The following is a 19821-nucleotide window of genomic DNA, read 5'->3' as shown; positions in this document are numbered from 1 at the left end:
CGCAATGAGTGGCTGCGTTAAAACTCGATCGTGGCGTTGGCAACGAAGGTGCGCGTGGCCGAAGGCATCACGTAGTAGCCCCACGCTGCCGTCCAGTAGCGGCGATTGAAAAGGTTGTTCACGCCGGCGCGCAGCGTGACGTCCTTGCCGGCGACCTGGGTGTCGTATTTCGCGCTCAGGTCCCACGTGGTGTATGCCGGGACGAATTGCGTATTCGCGGCATCGACGGCCATATTGCCCACGTATTTGCCGCCGAACGCAACGGTCAGCGCGCGCAGATACGACGGGTTGTATTCCACGCGGCCCGTGAGCGTGAAGCGCGGCGCGCCATAGACGCGCTTGCCTTCGACGCTGGCATCGTCCACGTCGACGGCCTTGGCGTCGAGCCACATCACGCCGCCCATCAGACGCCAGTCGTGCGCGAGTTGCAGCCAGCCGCTCGCATCGACGCCTTGATAGCGCCTGGTGCCGCTTTGCACGAACACATTGGCGCTATTGGTGTACTCGTAGCCCTGATCGATGCGGAACAGCGCGAGATTCGCGCCCCAGTTGCGATGATCGGCCTTGAAACCTACTTCGTATTGCTTGCTCTTGAGCGGGCCGTAAGTCTGCGGATAGTTGACGTTGGTATTGCTCGCCGCTCCGCCTTGCTGCAGCGCTTCGACATAGCTCGCGTAGAGCGTCGAATCGGCATCGAGCTTGTACATCAGCGCAACGGTGGGCGTGACGGGATTCGCGCTGTAATCGGCATTGACCGATTGATCGGGCTGATAGACACGGTCGCGGAACTGCGTATAACGCAGGCCCAGCAGCGCGGAAATGCGCGAGTTGAATTGCACCGTGTCGCTCGCATAGAGCGCAGTCTGCGACGTGACTTCATGGCGATAGAGATTCTCGCCGATATTCACTGCGTCATTGGTCAGCAGCGTGCTTTGATAGAGATTGCCGTTGCCGAGGAAATAGCCGCTGTTCCAGCCTTCGCTATTGTCGTATTCGCTGGTCTGCGTCTGATAGCTCGCGCCGAGCACCACGTCATGTTTGATCGGGCCGGTGTTGAATTTGCCTTCCACCATGGCGTCGAGGTTCTGGTAGAAGTAGCGCGTCAGGGCCGCGTACAGCGTGTTGCTGTAGTTGCCCGCCGCATCGGTCACCATCAGCAGGCTGTCCGAGTTGGTGCGGTTTTCCTTGGCGAAGCGGTACTTGAGGTTCGCGTGCCAGTTTTCGGAGAGACGATATTCCAGCCCGGTGCCGAACGAAGCGATCTCGGTCTGGTAGTAGTTCTGCGGTTGCGTAAGCTGGTGCGTGACCTTGCTCGCATCGGGGATCGGCGTGTCGTAAAACCAGATCCCGAATAGCGTGCCGTTGGTCTTGCGCTTCTGATAAAACGCGTCGACGGTCCACGTGAGATCCGGCGTGATGCGGAAGTCGAGCGCGAGCGACGCCACCTGGCGGCGCACATGGCCGTTGGCTTCGGCGGTATTGCCGTCGTCGTTGACGAGGTTGAGTCGATAGCCAAAGCGCTTGTCGTTGCCGAAGCGTCCGCCCAGATCGATTTTCTCGCTCAATACGCCCGCCGACTGATAACCGATCGAGAAGCTGCGATACGGATCGTCGGTGGGGCGCTTGAGCACGTAATTGACGATGCCGCCGGGGTTGCTGAAGCCGTACATAAAGCCCGAAAGACCCTTGAGCAGTTCGACCTGCTCGAACGGTTCGAGCGATAGTTCGGTGTCCCAGGAAGGGAAGTTCTGGCCATCGACCTTGACGCCGTTGAGCATGTCGATCGGCAGGCCGCGAATGCTGAACGCCGAGTTTTCGCCGGTCAGGTTGTCGCCGATATTCGTGACCGCCGGATCGTACTTGAACAGATCGTTGGCGGTGCTGGCGAGGCGGTCCTTGCCTTGCTCGGTGGTGACGACGTCGGTGGAGAACGGCGTGTCCACCTGGCGCCGGTTGCCCAGCGCGCCTGCCGAGACACGCTCGGGGGAAGCCGCTTCGCTGTCGCGCGTCGCGCTGACCTTGACGGTGGGTAGCGCCGTGGCGCTGCCGGTCTGGCTTTCGTTCTGCGCGGTCTCCTGCGCCCAGCCCGTGGCCGACAAAGTGGACAACGTCAGGCCGGCGCTCACCAGCAAGGCGGCGCTCAGCGGAATGCGCGTACGGGCGGCGCAGCGCACGGCGACAAAGCCGGGGCCGGAACGGCGGACGGCGGCGGTCTTCTTCATGTGTTCGATCGGCCGGATGCCCGGCTCACGTTGATTTTGTTATGGGTGCCGGGGGCGGCGCGAGAACTTCAAGGAGCGCCGCAAATGCTAATGCAAATGATTCGCATATACAAAGAAATTCAACAAGCCTACTGAAAGGTCGGATATTGGCAACAGTCAGCTTCCGTTGGCTTGAAATGGGGGCCGATTTGTGTTCAAAGCGCGCTGTTTTTATCGGATGAATTCGGCCAGGAAATAAAAACGGCGCCCGAAGGCGCCGTCTGGAAGGGCGATAAGGCGGGCGCGGCCGCTTCGTCAGCTCAACTGCGTGACGGGTGCGACTGCAGCCGGGTCGCTGATGCTCGGGCGGCCGGTTTCGATATGGCCGGCGTAGCGACGCACGAAGGTCGCATCGTCGGGGCTCGTGACCGTGAGGTCGTACCAGTGATGGCTGGAGGCGAGCACCCACGGTTCCTCGATGCGCGCGTTGGCGGGCACCACGACGAGGCGCTCGTGTGCGCCATAGGCGTTGTCCGTCACCGTGAGGCGCGAAATGCCGCCGCCCGCGTTGGTGAACTTGAGGAACAGGTTGCCGTTGGCCACATCGTATTGCGCCGAGACTTCCGGCTGCGGCGTGCCGTTGTGCTTGCCGAAGAAACCCGACGACGATGACGACGAAGACGTGGCCGCCGTGCCCGCAAAGCGGCGCACGAAACCATTCGGGCCATGCACTTCGAAGGCGTAGACGCCGTTCGTTACGCTCAGATCCCAGCTATCGTCGAGCGATTTGCCGGCTTCCACGGTATAGCGCCACGGGCCGTCGCTGCGATTCGTGCCGTACACGTAGAAGTGCGCGCCCTGGCGGCCCTTGTTCGCGAAGGTGATCGACAGCGTCTTCTTCGAAGAGTCGACCTGTGCGTTCACGTGCAACTCGTAGGGCAGCGCGCGGGCATAGCGCACGCCCGGCTCCTGGGCGTCGATCGCGCCCGGCGTGGCGGGTACGGTCGGGGCCTTGTTGGCGGAGCACTGGTTGTCGGCCATCGACATATAGTTGCTCGTATCCGGCAGCGTCGGCATCGACGAATCGGGCGTGCGGAAGTCGAAAGCCGTGGTGAGGTCGCCGCAGACCGCGCGACGCCATGCCGTGATATTCGGCTCGTGCACGCCAAAACGCTCTTCGATAAAGCGGATCACCGAGGTGTGATCGAACACCTGCGAACACACGAAACCGCCCTTGCTCCACGGCGAAACGATCGTCATCGGCACGCGCGGGCCGAGGCCGTAGGGCAGGCCGTCGGCGGTGTATTTGCCGCCGCGCCCCGGATTGACGACGTTGTGAATCTCGCCTTCCACGCTCACCGTCGATTTGCCCTGCGTCGACGTTGTAGGCGGCTGCGGCGGCACGATATGGTCGAAGAAACCATCGTTCTCGTCATACATGATGAAGAGCACGGTCTTGCTCCACACCTCGGGATTCGACGTCAGTGCGTCGAGAATCTGCGAGGTGTATTCGGCGCCATAGGCCGGCGTGTATTTCGGATGCTCGGAGAATGCGGCAGGCGGCAGCAGCCACGATACCTGCGGCAGATTGTTGGCGAGCACATCGTTCTTGAGATCGGCGATCGTGCGCACGGTCTGCGCGCGCTGATAAAGCGCCGAACCCGGCTGGGCGTTGATGAAGTTGGCGAAGTTCTGCAGGATGTTGGTCCCGTAGTTGCCGTTCATCGGATCGCTGCCATTGGTGCCTTGCTGATAGATCTGCCACGAGATGCCGGCGGCCTGCAGGCGCTCGGGATAGGTGGTCCACGACAGCAGTTGATACGCGGGCGGCACGTCGCCATCCACATAGTCGTTGTTGTCGAGCAGCGGGCCGCCCATCGTGCCGGTGGGATCGACCGTGCCCGTCATCAGGTACGAGCGGTTCGGGTGCGTCGGGCCGGGCAGCGAACAGAAATAGTTATCGCAGACGGTGAAGGCATCGGCCAGCGCGTAGTGGAACGGAATGTCCGCGCGCAGGTAATAGCCCATCGTCATATCGGTCTTGTATTGCGGCCATTGGTTGTACGCGCCGTTGTTGATCGCGTATTGCGTCGGATACCACGAGTGATCGAGGTCGCCCACGCATTGCGCGCTGGTCGTCTGCGTATCGAGATGAAACGGCAGCACCGGCTTCGTGGCGTCTTCCTTCGACGGCTGATACCAGACCGGCTGGCCGCCGGGCAGCGGAATCGGCATGCGGTCGTTATAACCGCGCACGCCGCGCAGATGGCCCAGATAATGGTCGAAAGAACGGTTCTCCTGCATGAACACGACGATGTGTTCCACATCGCGGATCGAGCCCGTGCGCGAGAAAGCGGGAATTGCAAGCGCATTGCGAATCGACTCGGGCAGCACGGTCATGGCCGCGGCGGCGGCGCCCGACGATGCGACTGTCTGCAGGAAACGGCGACGGCTGTTTGACGTCATTCTTGTTCACCTTTCTGCTTGTTGGATGAATGTGTGCATAAGCACATTAACGGTGTATTGCTGGGTGGCTTACTGACGCGTCGTTGCGGTGCTGCTGGAATGGCTGCTGGCTGGCGGTTCGTCGCCAGGGGCGTAACTCATGACGGGCGCGACCTGCTGACTATCCGCGGCGAGGCTGGCCTGCACGCTCTGAACCGGGTCGTTTGCATAGGCAAAGCTGGCGGCATCGGTGGGAGCGGCGGTGCCGATCTGGCTGGCGAGTGCGGCGGAAGAACGGGGCGCTGCTGCTGGCTGTTGATCGGCAGCGGCGTCGCGCGCGGGGCTTTGCGCGCTGACCGTGTCAGGCACTGAGGCAGTGGTCGTGCCGCTCGCACCCGGGCCGCAGGCGGCGAGCGAGATCGTTGCGAGAACAACGGATATCCATGTTGCCAACGACGGTTCGAAAAGGCGTCTTTGCATATGCGCTTGCATTCCGATGATCGAGTCGGCGCACAGTTTCTATGGTCTCGAAGAAAGAATTGTGAAACGCGTGAAAACGTTTGCGAGCGATGATTTTTCTTTTGCAAACGTTTCTGGAGCGAATGAAACAGGTGTGACGGGTTGATGTCGAGAGCAACGGCAACTTGCAACACTTTGCAACTGACGGACAGGGTGCTGGGGTGAGATAAGCGCGCATTTATTTCATGCTGCTTTCTGGTTGAGTCGATTCAATGTCAGCGCTTTTGAATTGGCGATTGAGTTGCTCTTGAGCGGATTCGCAATATTTGCATTTAATAAGATCGCCTTTTTCTTTAACGAATCGAGACGATTATTTTGATTTGTTAAATCATGGTTTGAATGCTCGATCTTGAGTTGCCGCCTTGTGCTCGCTGCTGTCGAGCCGCCTCATGCGTATTGACTAGCGGCACCCATGCTTGATTACATTCAATGTAATTTGTTATGCTGGCCATTGCCTTCGAATAAAAGCAATTGCATCACTTAACGCGCATTTCCGTAATTCGTTAACTAACGTTTTAGGATGCCGGCAGCGTGATCGAATTGAAATCTATCGTGGCACAACCTGCAATGGTTGCCATCTGATGCATCGTCCGACCCGTCCGGGCGTAGCCATCGCATGGCCTCGCGCGCTGTGCTGCGCGCTGGCGGTCGTTTCATCGACGGCAGCGGCCGCCGAAGGTTATGCGTCCCGCTTCATCGACCCGCAAGACGGCCAGTTCGACACGAGCGATATGCTGTTGCATCACAAAGGCGTGTTGCCCGTGCCGGACATCATCACGGAGCCGGCAATCGGCTATGGCCTTGGGCTTGGACTGCTTTATTTCGCTGCGCCAAAAAAATCGGCTTCCGAAGCGAACGAGCATGGAGAGCCTGAGCCAGATTCAGACGCGCCCAAAAAGATGTCGCCGCCGAACATCACGGGCGTTGGCGCCTTCGCAACGGGCACACATAGCTGGGGCGTCGGCTTGCTGCATTTCCATACCTGGGACGACGACCGCATTCGCTATCTCGGCGTGCTCGGCAAGGTCAATCTGCATCTGAACTATTACGGCCCGCAAGGCAATGCGAACGCGTACCAGCTCAGCGGCATTGCGCTTGTGCAGCAGTTGCTGTTCCGTGTGGGCAACAGCCCGTGGTATGTCGGCCCGCGCTATACCTACTTCGATTCGACCACGCGTTTCGGCCCGGTGATTCCCGAAGGCATTAACCACTTCGAGCGGGACGTGCGGATTGGCAAAGGCGGCATCGTGGTCGACTACGATACGCGCGACAATATGTTTTATCCGCGCAACGGCACCTACGCGGAATTCGAAGCCGATTTCGCGCGTGGCGGCTTCGGCAGTGACAGCGCGTTCCAGATGCAGTCCGCCAAAGGCTACCGCTGGTTCGACCTCGCGCCGAAGTGGGTTCTAGGGCTGCGCGCCGATACCGGTTTTTCTCAAGGCGATATTCCGTTTTTTGCGCAACCCTATGTCGATCTGCGCGGTGTATCGCAGGCGAAGTTTCAGGACCGCAACCAGCTGACCGGCGAAGTCGAATTGCGCTACTACGTTACGCCGCGATGGTCGGTGCTGGGGTTTGGCGGAGCAGGCAAGGCTTATGGCGGCATTCATTCCTTTTCCGATGCACCGACGGCTTTCGGTTTCGGCACGGGGTTTCGCTATCTCATCGCCCGCAAGCTTGGCGTGACGATGGGTCTCGATATCGCACATGGGCCGGGGCAAAACGCTTTCTATATTCAGGTTGGCAGCGCATGGCGATAGACAGGTCGTTTAACGAACATCAAGCTCGATAACTCTTGCGCGGAGTCGTGATGGGCAGAACATCGAATTGTCTGAAATGGTCCGCAACGCTTTTGCTGCTTCATGGCACGCTGGCGTCCGCGCAGGAATTCTCTCTTTTTGGCGGAGGATCGCGTGCGGGAAATACGAATACCTACACATGGGCTTTCAACTATCAGGAAGGTCTCGGAAAGTATTTCGCGGCGAGCTTTACGTGGCTCAATGAAGGACATATCCCGGATCATCACCGCGACGGCCAGATGATCCAGTTGTGGGCGCGCATTCCTGTTGCGAGCCCGCAGTTTGTGATTCAGGCCGGTATTGGGCCTTACCGTTACTTCGATACGACAACAGCCGATCAGGGCGGCAGTTATTCGGATGTGCACGGATGGGGCGTGGTCTATAGCGTGCGCGCCGCGTACTACGCTTCCAGCGGATGGATCACACAGCTTCAACTCAATCGCGTTCATGTGCAGCGCGGGCCGGATGCTACCAGCGTGATGCTGGGTATTGGCTATCAACTCGACGCACCTGGTACACCGGGCCCGCGCGATTGGGCTGCAGGTTCGTCGTCGAAGGTCACGAATAACGAAGTCGCGGTTTATCTCGGCAAAACGATTGTCAATTCGACCAGTTCGCCTTCTGCGCTGGGTGGCGCAATTGAATATCGGCGCGGGCTCATGAAATACATGGACATTACGGTGGGCTATCTGCACGAAGGCAGCAGCAAGACAGCACGTCGCGATGGCATTACCAGCCAGTTATGGGCGACGCGCGCGTTTATGAACGACAAGGTTACGCTGGGTCTTGGCGCAGGCGCGTATTACGCCATCAACGAAAACGAAAACAGCGAGTCGCCAGGCCCGGGAGCGGGAAAGTTTTCGGGCCTTGTGACGATCGCCGCTTCGTATCGCTTTGCCCAGCATTGGGATGGCCGGCTCGAATGGAATCGCGTGGTGACGCGCTATAACCGCGATACCGATGTTATTTTTGCGGGGCTGGGTTATCGCTGGTAAGCGACGATCGCTGCGATGCGGGCGGCGAAGTTTTTCCCCAAACCAGTGACTCGGGATGCCGCTCGAGATAATCGCCTAATGCATCGATGCTGGCCAGCGTGCGTTTAAGCTGTGCCAGCGCCAGATGTACATCCGACTGTAGCGGCGAATCCTGCTGCAGCGTTGCGCGTGCTGCTTTAAAAGATTGCTCTGCAGACTGGAGAGTGGACTGCGCCTGAGGCACGATCTCGTCGCTGACCTTCGTGAATAGCGTGGAAGTGCTATCAAGCGAGACAGCCAGATTCTGGCCGATCTGGTCGAACGGCACACGATCGAGGCGTGCAATCGTGCTGCTCAATTGATCCTGCAATTCCTCGATCGTATTGGGAACGGTAGGCAATTCAACTGGTTGATGCGCCATATCGAAACGCACCGCTGGCGCCTGAGGGAAGAAGTCGAGCGCAATATAACGCTGGCCGGTTAGCGCATTGCCCATACGAAGTTGGCCACGCAGTCCTCGCGCGATCATCATGCTCAGCAATTCACGGCCAGCAGCATTGTTGCCCTCGCCGAGCGCATTCCGATAGCTGCGTCCCAGACGAATCGGGTATAGATTCACGGTCGCGATCATATCGAAGGCGCCATGAGTCATATCATCGTCAGTATGAATGCCGATGACTTCGCCAATCTCCACGCCCCGAAAGTCAACTGGCGCGCCCACGGCCAGGCCGCGCAGCGAAGCGTTGAATCGCATCAACACTTGCGCGGCCTGTCCTTTTGAAGCGGCAGTGGCATCGGTCTGGCTATCGGCGAGTGCAAAGCTTTGGCCTTCACTGGCGATCGCATGATTCGGGATATCGGTCGGCGACTCGAATTGCACGCCGCCATTCCAGATCGCGGCGATCGACTGCGTGTCGATACGCAGTCCGCTGCCATTCAAGCGCACATCAAAGCCACTGGCGCGCCACCATCTCGACGATGCCGTGACATAGCGGTCATAAGGCGCATTAACGAAAACATCGACGTTCACATCTTCGCCGTTTTTCTGCGGCGCGTAGCCAAGCACCCGGCCCACCTGAACGCGCCGAAAGTACACCGGCGAACCCATTTCGAGTGAACCTAACGATGCCGCGTGCAATTCGAATCGCGTACCGTTTTGCGCCGATGCAATCACGGGCGGCGTGTCCAAGCCTCTGAAGTTGCGGCATGTCTTCGTTGCGTGACCCATTTCCGCGGCGATATACGGCCCGGAAACCAGCGTGCCGAGCGCTGCAACATGGGTGCCTTCTATACGCGGTTTCACTACCCAGAAACGCGTGCTGCAGGCGGACAGGCGGGAGGCGTCGGCCTGCAGTCGCACGACCGCCGTTACATGAGATCGATCTTTTGAAATGCGCAACGTTTCCAGTTGCCCAATTTCAACGCTGCGATAACGCAGGCGCGTTTTGCCGACCTGCAAGCCTTCTCCGGTAGTGAAGGTGATGCACAACTCCGGGCCACCCATCAACCATGCATGCGCGAGCGCGATCACGCCTGCGAGCGCAATCAGCACGGGCAACAGCCATACGATCGTAATGGTTACGCGCGGCATTTACAGGTTTCCCAACACGATATCGCGCAGGGCGCTGAACAGGCGGCGAATCATTTGTGCGATTCTTGAAAGCGGACGCGACAACGCCATGGAAGGCATGGCTAGAAACCCAAAATCAGCGTCAGGTAGGCAAGGCTGACGAATACGCCGGCGATTGTCCCAAGGTAATCCCGGGCGCCCGGGCCGAGCAGGAAATGCGCCGGAATGCCTACGGCGAGATACGCGCCGATAAATACAAGCGTAATGACCAGCGGCGGCGGTCCCATTGCAATCATGGCTTTCGACATCTGATGCATGATCAGTCATCCTGATTGATTGAATGAAAAGCCGCCGCGCTGTAGTCGATTGACTTCAGTGCAGTTGGGCGACCAATGCCTGCGCACCTTTATCCAGGCCCGTTTTTGCCGCGCCCAGCGAGCCAAAAGCGGCAGGCAGATTCATCGCGTTGGGATATTGCTTGGCGACATAGGCTTTCAAAAGGCGTCCGTCGCTGCTGTCGTAGATCTCGACGGCATATGACACCGATCCGCTGAACGCACCTTGTCCGCCGCGCACCGCTTGCACACCGTTATAGAGATTGCCGGCGATATCGAAATGCATGGCCTGCCCGACAAGCAGCGTGGTGCGTTCGGCGCCCGTGAGCGTGATCTTGACGCGTAGCACGCCCGGCCCGGTCTGGCTGCCCAATTGAAACCGCTTGCCCAGACTGTCGGCGAAAGCCTTTTGCGCGTAGCTCGCGAGCGCCGATTTGTCTTCGTCTTTCATGTCGCCGAATTGCGCATCGGTGCCCTGATAAACGGACACGGGTTCGAGCACGACCTGCGTGTAACGCGACCAGACTACCGGCGTGGCATAGGCGAACGGAATTTTGGCGCGATCGTCGCCGAAATTCGGGCGCAACTGATGAGACGCTTCGATGCCGGAATAGGCGACCGGCTGCACGCCGGCGCAGGCGGCGAGGACGAGAGAAAGCGAGCCGCTGGCGAGGCAGGCGGCGAGGCGTTGGCCAATCATGGGCGTTTCCTTGTGTGGTTCGCGAGAGAGTGGGTGAATCCCAGCGAACGCAGCGTAACTGCAAATCGTCAGGATATAAACCGTCTATCCGGTTTGTTTGTGATCGCCAGGTCGGCTAAGATAGCGCCTGCGACGCCAGACGCCGGCCTCAAACGGCCGCCGGCCGTTCTTCCATTCCAGACGCAACGGCCTACGAGCCAGTTGCGAAGCAGTGACGCAATCAATTCGACATGGATAACCAGACTCGCTCGGAGCTTTCGCGCAAAAAAGCCATCGCCGCGGCGTTGGCCATTCTGACCCGGGACGGCGTAGGCGCACTGACCTTCGACTCGCTGTCGCGCGAAAGCGGCATCAGCAAAGGCGGGCTGCTGCATCAATTCCGGACGAAACAAGGCGTGTTGCAGGCGCTGCTCGAACATCAGCGCGGCGAATTCATCGAAATCGCGGCCGATTACATGAATGGCGAAGGCCGCGACAAGGCAGAGCCGACGCTCGCTTCGCAGATCGCCATCTTCCGCCACGCGCTGAATCAGCCCGATTCGGTTGCGCGCGCGATGCTCGCCGTGATGGTGGAGTCGCCGCAGATGCTGGAAGGCAACCGCGACGGCAACGAAGAGGTCATGCAGGCGATCGGCAAGGAAGCCGTCGATCACGATCTTTCGCTGATCCGCTATTTCGCGGCCAGCGGGATGGCTTTTCATCTGCTGATGGGCCTGACCGAACTCGATGAAGCCACGCGTCATCGCCTGTTCGACCGTCTGCTCGACGACGAAAGCTGGAAAGCGCTGCAAGCGAAGAAAAAGGCGGCCCGATAACGCGCCTGGCAGCGGCGGCAGCGACGTTTTCGGCCTGAAATCGCCGTTGCCGGCGCCGCATTCAGGTACGATGGGAAGGTGACGTACACGACCCCGGGGCCCCTTATGGATTCGTCCTCTCGCGAGCCGCACGATGTGGCCGTCGAAGCGCTTTCGACGCTATCGGAGTATCTCGAACGCTCGCTCGATAAAGGCGTCAGCGTGATCCTGGTGCGCTCCCAGACCGACCGCAGCGATGTCTGGCTCGGCGACGCCGCCGAGACGCAGGCGGAATGGACGCGTTGCGGTTTCGTGCGTAACGCCCTGGTGGCCGACATTCTCGAAGCCACGCAGGCAGGTCTCAATTCACTGTCGATCGATGGCCAGACCTACCGTTTCGTGCGTACTTTCACGCAGGTTGGCGAACACGGCGCGATCGTCTTTACCGCAGCGTAGACGTTGCTGATTGCACAGTATTCCGAACGATTGTTGACGCTCTAAAAAGCGGGCGCGTGCCAGGCGCGCTCACAACAAGGAGGAGACGTGGTGCTGAAAAATCTCGATCCGTTGCTCAATCCCGATGTGCTCCATGCACTCGCCGCGATGGGCCACGGTGACGAAGTGGTGATCTGCGACGCGAATTTCCCGGCCGATGCCGTGGCGCGCGACTCGGTGCTGGGCCGTCTGCTGCGCATGGACGGCGTGGATTCGCCGCGCGCGGTGCGTGCCGTGCTTTCGGTGCTGCCGCTCGACGGGTTTGTCGATCACCCGGCGCTACGCATGGAAATCGTCGGCGATGCGCACTCGCTGCCGGCCGTGCAGCGCGAGGCGCAACGCGAAGTCGACGACGCCGAAGGCCGCGCCGTGCCGTTTGCCTCGCTCGAACGTTTCGCGTTTTACGAGCGCGCGCGTCAGGCCTATTGCGTGATTACGACCGGCGAGGCGCGCGGCTACGGCTGCTTCATCTTCAAGAAAGGCGTGCTGCTGGCAGCAGACGCGCCACGCGCCTGATTCCCGCGTTTCGCTGCGCCACCCGCTCCAGCACGTCGGTTGCGCGATGCGGCTGCGCCACCTGATCGATGAGAAAGACGTCGCCGCGCGCGTGCCGCGTGCGCAGCGGCAAAATCGCGTGATAGGCCGGCGAGCGATACCAGGCGCGCGCCTGCTCTCGATCGGCGAATTCGATCACGATCAGGTCGCCGCTAAACGCGCCTTCAAGCCGCTCCACCGGCCCGCCATGAACGATGAAACGCCCGCCATATGGCGCGAGCGTCGCGTCGATCTTTTGCAGATACTCGACGATATCGGCGCAAAGATCGACTTCATGCAGATGGGCGATGGCGTAGGCGGTCATGGCTATCCTCGTGTGCGTGAGTGCGAAAACGATTCACTGGACACGAGAATAGGGCGCCGGGCGGCGCCGGGCGATTACCTGCGAGGTAACGGGCGAGGAGACAAGCCGGCCGCATAAAAAGGCCGCAGAACACACGCGATAAGTCCCTTTAAAAAACTTCGCGCACGCTGCAAAAAACACTTGCCAAGGCTAGGGGAAAACCCTAGAATTAACTCGTCTCCTCCATGTCTCCTCCTGATATGGATTCAGCCCGCCCAATTCAGGCGGGCTTTTTCTTTTCCAGCGCCGGAAATCGCGTCCGCGCAACAGCCCGCTCAGGGTCTGGCCCAATCCGTTAGCGGTCCGGCAGCGGGAGTAAAATAAAAAATCGCCGTGCCAGCCGGCACGCTCAACGTTTCCCTTACGCTCCGATGAAACCGTCCCCCGCGCAGGAACCCAAGCAGGAATCCACGCGCAAGCGGCCGCCCACCTGGGTGCTCAACACGCTGACTGCGCTCGTGGGCATCCTGACGCTCGCGCTGGGCGTCGGCTGGCTGATCCGCAGCTGGGTCGTCGATATGGAGATCCCGTACTTTGCGATTCCGCTGGTGCTTTGCGTGCCGGTGATCGCCGCCGTGGCGTTCCGCAATATCTGGGACTGACGCCAGGCGTCAGTCGTCCCGCCCAGCCGCTTCGAACTCAGGAAGCGGCGCCGAACCGTTCCTCGCACGCCAGCCGCACGCGCTCGATCGCGTCGCTCCACGTTTGCTTGCCCGTCTGGCGGAAAATCCGCACGTTGCCCGGATACCACGGCGAGTCGTCGCGACCGTCGAGCCAGCGCCAGTCCACGTCGCGGCGCGGCAGCATGACCCAGCAGGGCTTGCCGAGCGACGCGGCCAGATGCGCGGTGGAGGTATCCACGCAGATCAGCAGATCGAGTTGCGCGATGATGGCCGCCGTATCGACGAAATCGGCGACATCGCTGCCCAGGTGCAGCAGCGGTTGCGCCGATCCCGCGTTCTGCGCCGCGCGCGCTTCCTCTTCGCCCGCGCCTTTCTGCAGACTCACGAACTTCAGCCCCGGCACGCGCCAGAGCGGCGCAAGCGCGGCCAGCGACGGAATCGAGCGGTTCAAATCGTTGTGATGTTTGGGGTTACCGCGCCATACCAGACCGACGCGCGGCCCCGTGCCCAGCGCCGCCAGACGCGTGCCCCAATGCTCGACGCGCGCGGGATCGATCGTGAAGCGCGTGGGCGGCGGCGTGTTGTCGAGCGTGGTGCCCAGACGCAGCGGCATGCTCAGCGGGCTGGCCCAATAGTCGAATTGGCCCGCGCGCTCGCTGGCTTCGGCGTGAGTGAGCAGCGTGTCGATGCCTTCGACGCCATCGAGAATGCAATGCAGCGCCTCGACGCCGCCAAACGCGATATGCGCCGCGCCCTGCGCCTTGAGCAGTCGCGCGTAACGCGAGAACTGCAGCATGTCGCCCAGACCGTCCTCCTGCCAGAGCAGCAGCGACTTGCCGGCGATCGGCTCGCCTTGCCAGTGCGGGCAGCTCAGCATGCGCCGCGACGCGTAATGCACGAAGCCGTTGTTCTCGTAGCGGCGCTCGTAAAGACGCCAGCCTTCGTCGTAGCGGCCCATCGTGATGAGCAGCGTGGCGAGGCGAAACAGCGCGTCGCCGTAATCGGGCTCGAGTTCGAGGGCGCGACGGTAGGCCGCCACGGCGTCGTCGAGCGCGCCCTGTTCCTTGAGCACGCTGCCCATGTTGAAGTGCGCGAGCGCGAGATCGCGGTTCTGCGCCAGCGCCTGGGCGAAGGTCTCGTGCGCCTCGTCGATGCGGTCCAGCGCGCAGAGCACCGATCCGAGGTTATTGAAGATTTCCGCGCGGCCCGGCGCGAGACGCAGCGCGATGCGGTAGCTCGTTTCGGCTTCCGGGTAGCGTTCGAGTCGCTGCAGCGCGAGGCCCAGGTTGTAGTGAGCTTCGGCGTGATCGGGGCGCAGCACGATGGCCTGCCGATAAAAGCCTTCGGCTTCGGCGTAGCGCTGCAGATCGGTCAGCACGCAGCCGAGGTTGTTCAGCGCCTCGACGTAATCGGGCCGAATCTGGATCGCGAGGCGGCAGGCCAGTTCGGCTTCGATATAGCGCGCCTGCGCCTTGAGCAGCGCGCCGTAGTTGTTGAGCGCTTCGGGATAGTGCGGCTCGGCGAGCAGCGCCTGGCGCCAGGCTTCTTCGGCTTCCTCCAGACGGCCGCGTTCGCGCAGCACCGTGCCAAGGTTGTTATGCGCGCGTGCGTGTTTCGGGTCGAGCGCGAGCGCGGCGCGATAAGCGGCTTCGGCTTCATCGTGACGCCCCAGTTCGTGCAGCAGGACGCCGAGGTTGTAATGGGCGTCGATATGACCCGGCTGACGCGCGAGCACGATGCGATAGGCGTTTTCCGCTTCCTGATGGCGCCCGAGTCGGTGCAGCACGATGCCCAGATTGCCCTGCGCGTCCGCGTGGGCGGGATTGACGCTGAGCAGATGGCGCCAGATCGTTTCGGCGGCGGGCAACTGGTTGAGCGCCGTGAACAGCGTGGCGAGGCCGTGATAGGCCTCCTCGAACCCCGGCTTCGCGACGATGCAGCGCTGCCAGAGCGCCTGCGCGGCGTCGGGCTGCGCGGCGCCCATCGCGGCGAGCGCGGCGAGATTGAGCGCCTCGACGCGCGTGGCGTCGTCCGCGCACGCCTCGGTGCCGACCACGGGCGCGATCGCCGCGAACGCCTCGGCGAAGCGGCCTTGCGCGCACAGCGCGCTCGCTTCCTGCTGGCTGTCGGAGTGGAGAGGCGCGTCGGTCGTCGTCGAAGTCACGGTCGGGCTGGGCAAAATGAAGGACGGTACGAAGCTTAAGGCAGGCCGCGCAAGGCTAAGGCGCCGATTAGAGCCGCCCGCGTGCGGTTATTCGGGCAATGAAGCCTTCAGCGCGGTTACGGGTGGGGCTAGCTCCGCAAATGCTTCCGCAAACTTTCGGCGATGTAAGGCGATGCGGCCGCGCCCGGCTCGTTTTAGCGCTCCGCGCTATGCTTGCCCGCATTGCGCGCGCGAGCGGGTACGCCGCGCGCTCCATGCCGTGATTCTTCGTTAGAGAGGAGCATTCGATGCAATACCGTCGTTTTGGCCAGACCGGCCTCAATGTCTCGCGTCTGTGTCTGGGCACCATGACCTTCGGCCTGCAGACCGAAGAAGACGTCTCCCGCCTTATTCTCGACAAGGCTGCGGAAGCCGGAATCAACTTTATCGACACGGCCGATGTGTATCCCCTCGGCGGCGGCGAATCGCGCGCGGGCCGGACCGAGGAAATCGTCGGACGCTGGCTCAAGGGCCGCCGCGACCGCTTCATTCTGGCGACCAAGGCCGTGGGCAAGGTCGGGCCGTCGCCGTGGGATCAGGGCGCTTCGCGCAAGCATCTGCTCGACGCCATCGATCATTCGCTGCGTCGCCTCGGCACCGATTACGTCGATCTCTATCAACTGCATTCCGACGATGCCAGCACGCCGCTCGACGAAACGCTCGAAGCGCTCGACGTTATCGTGCGCTCGGGCAAGGCGCGTTATATCGGCGTGTCGAATTTTCTGGCGTACCGGCTCGCACGCGCCTTAGGCCGCGCCGATGTGCTGCGCGTGGCGCGCTTCGTTTCCGTGCAGCCGCGCTACAACCTGCTGTTCCGCCAGATCGAGCGCGAATTGCTGCCGCTCGCGGGCGAAGAGGGGCTGGCGGTGATTCCGTACAACCCGCTCGCGGGCGGTTTGCTGACCGGCAAATACCGGCATGACAACAAGCCAGGCGAGGGACGCTTTTCGCAGAGCGTGGGCGTGGCGGGATCGATGTATCAGGATCGCTACTGGCACGAGCGCGAATTCGAAACAATCGAGCAGTTGCGTGGCATTGCCGAAGGTGCAGGACAGTCGCTGACGACGGCTTCGGTGGCGTGGGTGCTGGCGAATCCGCTGGTGACGTCCGCGCTGATTGGCGCGAGCCGGCCCGAGCAACTGGATGCGTCGATAGCCGCCGCCGTACTGGAACTCGATCCTGAACTGAAGAAAAAGCTGGACGAAGCGAGCTTCGGTTATCGCATGGGCGATGCCGCGCGCTGATTGCGGATTATGTAGCTATCCGAAGTAATATGGTCTGAAAACAGGGCGGCGCAGGGTGGCCGCCCTTCGACATTACGGCACCAGCACCTGCCGTCCCATTACCTTGCCTTGCGCAAGCGCTTCGAGCGCTTCGTTCACCTCGCCGAGCGGCCGCTTCGTCACCGAAGAAGGCTGCATCTTGCCTTCGCGCATCAGCGCCACGAGTTCACGCAGTTCGGGCAGCGTGCCCACATAGCTGCCTTCGATCTTGAGCGGACGCATCGGAATGATCGGCAGCGAGAGCGTGATATCGCCGCCCATCAGCCCGACTACCACCACGTGGCCGCCGCGCGCGCACGCATCCAGCGCGAGTTTCACCGTAGGCGTCGCGCCCACCAGATCGAGCACGGCACGCGCACCGCCGCCCGTGGCTTCGGCGATCTGTTTGACCGCATCGGTTGCGCGCGCATCGATCGCGGCCAGCGCGCCGGCCTTGAGCGCGGCGTCGCGCTTGGCCGCATCGACATCCACCACGACCGCGCCTTTCGCGCCGAGCGCCTTCAGCACTTCGATCGCCATCATGCCCAGCCCGCCCGCGCCGATGATCACGACCGGGTCCTGATGAATGCGCTCGCCGAACTTCTTCACCGCCGAATACGTCGTGACGCCCGCGCAGGCAAGCGGCGCGGCCTTGACCGGATCGAGGCCGCCCAGATCGACCAGATAGCGCGGATGCGGCACGATCACGTAATCGGCGAAACCGCCGTCGCGCATCACGCCCAGCGATTGCGGCTTCATGCAGATGTTTTCTTCGCCACGCGCGCAGGCCGCGCACTGACCGCAACCGATCCACGGATGCACGACGGCGACCGTGCCGGTTTTGACATCGCCGGCATCGGGGCCCGCTGCGACCACTTCGCCGCAGATTTCATGACTCAGGGTGAGCGGCAGTTTGATACCGCGATCGGCGAGCGAGAGTTTCTTGCCGCCGCCCAGATCGTAGTAACCCTCCCAGATATGCAGGTCCGAATGGCACAGGCCGGCGGCCTGCACGCGCACGAGCACTTCGGTGCCTTGCGGCTGCGGCGTGTCGCGCTGGACGAGTTCGAGAGGTTGGCCGTGATGGGTCACGCAATAGCAACGCATCTGCATCGATGTCTCCGTTGGTGTCGGTTTGGATCGTGTCTGTATTCGCGTTTGAGTCGTTTAAAGCACGCTGACGATGTCGATTCCTTCGCATCATAACGCGGTTGGGCGATAAATTCGTCCGATCGTTCGTTTTTCATGAGGATATAACCGGGACGCATGACGGCGCGTGGCCGTCACAGTGCGGTCACGAAAAATGCGGGTCGCGTACCATTGGTCCGATCATTTCCTATGAGCGCATCGATGACGACAGCGACAAGCGGGCGCGCATGAAGAATCTCATCGATGCGCTGGGCGTGCTGATCGGCGGCATCGGCCTGTTCCTGCTCGGCATCACGATGATGACCAACGGCCTGAAGCTCGCGGCCGGTCCCGCGCTCGAACTGATTCTGCGCCGCGCCACGCGCACGCCGTTGGCGGGTCTTGCCTCGGGCGTGCTGGTCACCGCGCTGGTGCAGTCGTCCACGGCCGTGACGATGGCGGTGATCGGCTTCGTCAACGCAGGGCTGCTCGATCTGGGCGGCGCGCTCTGGGTGTTGTTCGGCGCGAATCTGGGCATGACGACTACGGGCTGGATCGTCTCGCTGCTCGGCCTGAAGATGAAGATCGATGCGCTCGCGCTGCCGCTGGTGGGGATCGGCATTGCGTTGCGTCTCACGGGCGTGGGCCAGCGGCGCGGCGCGCTGGGCGATGCGCTGGCGGGCTTCGGCATTCTGTTTCTCGGCATCGCGACCTTGCAGGGCGCTTTTACCGATCTCGTCGCGCAATATCGGTTGCCGCAGGGCGAGGGCGTCGTTGCGGTGCTGCTGCAGGTGCTCGCCGGTCTCGTGCTGACGCTGCTGGTGCAATCGTCGTCGGCGACCATGACGATTACACTCGCCGCCGCGCAGGGCGGCATGCTGAGCACGCAGGGCGGCGCGGCGGTGATTATCGGCGCGAATATCGGCACGACGGCCACGGCGCTGCTGGCGGCCATCGGCGCGACGCCCAATGCGCGCCGCGCGGCGGTGGCGCAGGTGATCTTCAACGTGGTGGCGGCGCTGGCGGCCATTGCCTTGCTGCCGTGGTTGATCGATTTCATCGCGCGGATGGGCGACTGGCTGCATCTGCCGCATGATCCCGCGATTGCGCTGGCGCTCTTTCACACGACCTTCAACGTGCTCGGCCTCGTCATCATGGTGCCGCTCGCGGGCGTGCTGACGCGCTTTTTGCTGCGTCGTTTTCGCGAACGCGAAGGCGACGAAGGCGCGCCTTACTATCTCGACGATACCGTGGTCGTGGTGCCCGAACTGGCCGTCGATGCGCTACGCCACGAGATGCAGCGCATTGGCACGCTGGTGCGGCGCATGTTGCGCATGACGCTCGCGGGCGCCGATGCACAGGCGCTCGCACACGAGCAGGGCGCAAGCACGCGGCTGTTCAGCGCGGCGCAAAAGTTCGTACAACGGATGAATCGCGCGGAGATGGTGCCGGCCACCGCGGCGAACGTGGCCGAAGGTCTGCGCGAATTGCGCTACTACGAAAGCGCCGCGGAGCAGGCCTTGCAGGCGGCGGCGCTGGCGAGCGTATTGCCGGATGCGCAGATCGCCGAAGCGTACGCCTTATTCGAGCGCCGCTCGCTTGCGTTGCTCGATACGATCGAAGCGGCGGACCGCAAGCACGAAGTCGCCAACGACGACAGCGCGCTGATCGAAAGTCTCTCGCAGTCGATGGAAGCCGCTTACGGAGCGTTGAAAGCACAACTACTCCAGGCAGGCGCGGCGGGCACGCTCGCGATCTCGGCGATGGAAGAAGGGTTGCGCAGACAGAGCGCCTTGCGGCGCGCGTTGCAACAGGTCGCGAAGGCGCATTCGCGCGCGCTGACTTTCGCGGACTAAGGGCCGCAAAGTACGT

General features: G+C 61.8%; 17 protein-coding genes. 8 read left to right on the top strand and 9 right to left on the bottom strand.

The features are described from left to right. Positions 1-17: 17 nt before the first annotated feature. From U5A67_RS04480 to U5A67_RS04470, 3 genes are all read right to left on the bottom strand, one after another. Positions 18-2222 (bottom strand): TonB-dependent siderophore receptor, encoded by a 2205-nt coding sequence (locus U5A67_RS04480; protein ID WP_321813218.1) that lies wholly within the window; start codon positions 2220-2222, stop codon positions 18-20. A 294-nt stretch (positions 2223-2516) separates the two neighbouring features. After that, a complete protein-coding gene (locus U5A67_RS04475) occupies positions 2517-4667 on the bottom strand; it encodes a phosphocholine-specific phospholipase C (RefSeq protein ID WP_321813217.1) in 2151 nt (716 codons plus the stop codon). Positions 4668-4736: 69 nt separating this feature from the next. Further along, positions 4737-5126 carry a hypothetical protein gene (locus U5A67_RS04470; RefSeq protein ID WP_321813216.1) on the bottom strand — a complete coding sequence of 130 codons (390 nt, stop codon included), beginning with the start codon at positions 5124-5126 and terminating at the stop codon, positions 4737-4739. 620 nt (positions 5127-5746) lie between these two features. Here U5A67_RS04470 and U5A67_RS04465 point away from each other — a divergent pair. Together U5A67_RS04465 and U5A67_RS04460 are read left to right on the top strand one after the other, a co-directional pair. Beyond that, a complete protein-coding gene (locus tag U5A67_RS04465; RefSeq protein WP_321813215.1) occupies positions 5747-6928 on the top strand; it encodes a glyceraldehyde-3-phosphate dehydrogenase in 1182 nt (393 codons plus the stop codon). Between the two features lie 50 nt (positions 6929-6978). Continuing rightward, positions 6979-7962 carry a hypothetical protein gene (locus U5A67_RS04460; protein WP_321813214.1) on the top strand — a complete coding sequence of 328 codons (984 nt, stop codon included), beginning with the start codon at positions 6979-6981 and terminating at the stop codon, positions 7960-7962. Here U5A67_RS04460 and U5A67_RS04455 read toward each other — a convergent pair. From U5A67_RS04455 to U5A67_RS04445, 3 genes are all read right to left on the bottom strand, one after another. Continuing rightward, positions 7931-9493: an intermembrane transport protein PqiB gene (locus U5A67_RS04455; RefSeq protein WP_321813213.1), complete on the bottom strand. Its 1563-nt coding sequence runs from the start codon at positions 9491-9493 to the stop codon at positions 7931-7933. The two genes, U5A67_RS04460 and U5A67_RS04455, sit on opposite strands and share 32 nt — an antisense overlap. 140 nt (positions 9494-9633) lie before the next feature. Then, positions 9634-9828 (bottom strand): hypothetical protein, encoded by a 195-nt coding sequence (locus U5A67_RS04450; protein ID WP_321813212.1) that lies wholly within the window; start codon positions 9826-9828, stop codon positions 9634-9636. A 55-nt stretch (positions 9829-9883) separates the two neighbouring features. Further along, on the bottom strand, positions 9884-10546 hold the full coding sequence (locus U5A67_RS04445) for a DUF3313 domain-containing protein (protein WP_321813211.1): 663 nt from the start codon (positions 10544-10546) through the stop codon (positions 9884-9886). A 230-nt stretch (positions 10547-10776) separates the two neighbouring features. Here U5A67_RS04445 and U5A67_RS04440 point away from each other — a divergent pair, with 230 nt between their 5' ends. The 3 genes from U5A67_RS04440 (at position 10777) to U5A67_RS04430 (ending at position 12351) form a co-directional block, all read left to right on the top strand. After that, positions 10777-11361, top strand: a complete 585-nt coding sequence (locus tag U5A67_RS04440; protein WP_321813210.1) for a TetR/AcrR family transcriptional regulator — start codon at positions 10777-10779, stop codon at positions 11359-11361. A gap of 105 nt (positions 11362-11466) precedes the next feature. Further along, entirely contained in the window at positions 11467-11796 is a 330-nt protein-coding gene (locus U5A67_RS04435; protein WP_321813209.1) for a hypothetical protein, read from the top strand. Between the two features lie 90 nt (positions 11797-11886). Next, positions 11887-12351: an RbsD/FucU family protein gene (locus U5A67_RS04430; RefSeq protein WP_321813395.1), complete on the top strand. Its 465-nt coding sequence runs from the start codon at positions 11887-11889 to the stop codon at positions 12349-12351. Here the strand turns inward: U5A67_RS04430 and U5A67_RS04425 are convergent. Continuing rightward, a complete protein-coding gene (locus U5A67_RS04425) occupies positions 12308-12694 on the bottom strand; it encodes a DUF1330 domain-containing protein (RefSeq protein WP_321813208.1) in 387 nt (128 codons plus the stop codon). The genes U5A67_RS04430 and U5A67_RS04425 overlap by 44 nt on opposite strands. 410 nt (positions 12695-13104) lie before the next feature. Between U5A67_RS04425 and U5A67_RS04420 the strand changes: the two genes are divergently transcribed. After that, a complete protein-coding gene (locus U5A67_RS04420) occupies positions 13105-13335 on the top strand; it encodes a hypothetical protein (protein WP_205982392.1) in 231 nt (76 codons plus the stop codon). A gap of 37 nt (positions 13336-13372) precedes the next feature. On the opposite strand, the gene U5A67_RS04415 is transcribed toward U5A67_RS04420, so the two are convergent. Then, a complete protein-coding gene (locus U5A67_RS04415) occupies positions 13373-15520 on the bottom strand; it encodes a tetratricopeptide repeat protein (RefSeq protein WP_321813207.1) in 2148 nt (715 codons plus the stop codon). Positions 15521-15807: 287 nt separating this feature from the next. On the opposite strand from U5A67_RS04415, the gene U5A67_RS04410 reads away from it, so the two are divergent. Beyond that, complete coding sequence (locus tag U5A67_RS04410) at positions 15808-16803, top strand: aldo/keto reductase (RefSeq protein WP_321813206.1); 996 nt, start codon at positions 15808-15810, stop codon at positions 16801-16803. A gap of 72 nt (positions 16804-16875) precedes the next feature. Here the strand turns inward: U5A67_RS04410 and U5A67_RS04405 are convergent, their stop codons facing one another. Beyond that, complete coding sequence (locus tag U5A67_RS04405; protein WP_321813394.1) at positions 16876-17928, bottom strand: alcohol dehydrogenase; 1053 nt, start codon at positions 17926-17928, stop codon at positions 16876-16878. 269 nt (positions 17929-18197) lie between these two features. Between U5A67_RS04405 and U5A67_RS04400 the strand changes: the two genes are divergently transcribed. Then, positions 18198-19805 carry a Na/Pi symporter gene (locus tag U5A67_RS04400; RefSeq protein ID WP_321813205.1) on the top strand — a complete coding sequence of 536 codons (1608 nt, stop codon included), beginning with the start codon at positions 18198-18200 and terminating at the stop codon, positions 19803-19805. Positions 19806-19821 lie beyond the last annotated feature (16 nt).

It is taken from the genome of Paraburkholderia sp. J69-1 (genome assembly GCF_905220255.1).
In the GTDB taxonomy this organism is placed as follows: domain Bacteria; phylum Pseudomonadota; class Gammaproteobacteria; order Burkholderiales; family Burkholderiaceae; genus Paraburkholderia.
This window is presented reverse-complemented; position numbering and strand designations above follow the sequence as displayed.

Bases quoted from the DNA above. Each gene is read 5' to 3' on its own strand.
- U5A67_RS04460 (WP_321813214.1), top strand. From the start codon at position 6,979: ATGGGCAGAACATCGAATTGTCTGAAATGGTCCGCAACGCTTTTGCTG.
- U5A67_RS04405 (WP_321813394.1), bottom strand. From the start codon at position 17,928: ATGCGTTGCTATTGCGTGACCCATCACGGCCAACCTCTCGAACTCGTC.
- U5A67_RS04475 (WP_321813217.1), bottom strand. From the start codon at position 4,667: ATGACGTCAAACAGCCGTCGCCGTTTCCTGCAGACAGTCGCATCGTCG.
- U5A67_RS04450 (WP_321813212.1), bottom strand. From the start codon at position 9,828: ATGCATCAGATGTCGAAAGCCATGATTGCAATGGGACCGCCGCCGCTG.
- U5A67_RS04465 (WP_321813215.1), top strand. From the start codon at position 5,747: ATGCATCGTCCGACCCGTCCGGGCGTAGCCATCGCATGGCCTCGCGCG.
- U5A67_RS04420 (WP_205982392.1), top strand. From the start codon at position 13,105: ATGAAACCGTCCCCCGCGCAGGAACCCAAGCAGGAATCCACGCGCAAG.
- U5A67_RS04445 (WP_321813211.1), bottom strand. From the start codon at position 10,546: ATGATTGGCCAACGCCTCGCCGCCTGCCTCGCCAGCGGCTCGCTTTCT.
- U5A67_RS04425 (WP_321813208.1), bottom strand. From the start codon at position 12,694: ATGACCGCCTACGCCATCGCCCATCTGCATGAAGTCGATCTTTGCGCC.
- U5A67_RS04440 (WP_321813210.1), top strand. From the start codon at position 10,777: ATGGATAACCAGACTCGCTCGGAGCTTTCGCGCAAAAAAGCCATCGCC.
- U5A67_RS04410 (WP_321813206.1), top strand. From the start codon at position 15,808: ATGCAATACCGTCGTTTTGGCCAGACCGGCCTCAATGTCTCGCGTCTG.
- U5A67_RS04470 (WP_321813216.1), bottom strand. From the start codon at position 5,126: ATGCAAAGACGCCTTTTCGAACCGTCGTTGGCAACATGGATATCCGTT.
- U5A67_RS04480 (WP_321813218.1), bottom strand. From the start codon at position 2,222: ATGAAGAAGACCGCCGCCGTCCGCCGTTCCGGCCCCGGCTTTGTCGCC.
- U5A67_RS04400 (WP_321813205.1), top strand. From the start codon at position 18,198: ATGAAGAATCTCATCGATGCGCTGGGCGTGCTGATCGGCGGCATCGGC.
- U5A67_RS04435 (WP_321813209.1), top strand. From the start codon at position 11,467: ATGGATTCGTCCTCTCGCGAGCCGCACGATGTGGCCGTCGAAGCGCTT.